Here is a 591-nt window from a genome sequence, read left to right as displayed (position 1 = left end):
TTGAAAGCAGAATTTGGTGGCTGCAAAGCGTCTATTTTCTCTAGTTCAGATGAGTTGCTGAGCTGTCTTCGCATGCGTGCAGATAAGCAATTCAAATTAAACAATGGTGCGTTACCGTGTCACCAAAAAAACTACAGCATCGCAGAACGTAGTGCCGATGAAGTAAAAGGTGCAGATACCAATACTCAAATCGCTCCTGATTTTTCAAACCGTTTGAAGAAAAACATTGGCAAAATTGGCAAATGGGCTCGTAAAGAGAAATTAGATTGCTACCGCATCTATGACGCAGACCTTCCTGAATATAACGTAGCGATTGACGTATATGGCGATCAAATCGTGATTCAAGAATACGCAGCACCTAAAAATATCCCTGAAGAGAAAGCGAAACGCCGTTTGACGGATATCATTCGTGCAACGATTCAAGTGACTGGTGTAGAAGCGAACAAAGTTGTCCTTAAAGTTCGTGAAAAGCAGAAAGGTCGCAGCCAATATCAAAAGTTGGGTCAGGTATCTGAAACGTTAGAGGTGAACGAGTACGGCGTGAAGCTGATCGTGAATTTGCACGACTATCTTGATACGGGACTATTCCTA

The 591-nt window shown here is 42.5% G+C and carries 1 pseudogene; it reads left to right on the top strand.

What is annotated here, in order from left to right:
• A pseudogene (rlmL, locus tag R7093_RS26660) lies at positions 1–591 on the top strand (23S rRNA (guanine(2445)-N(2))/(guanine(2069)-N(7))-methyltransferase); the annotation flags it as partial.

This window comes from Vibrio sp. 1580 (genome assembly GCF_033340055.1).
This window is presented reverse-complemented; position numbering and strand designations above follow the sequence as displayed.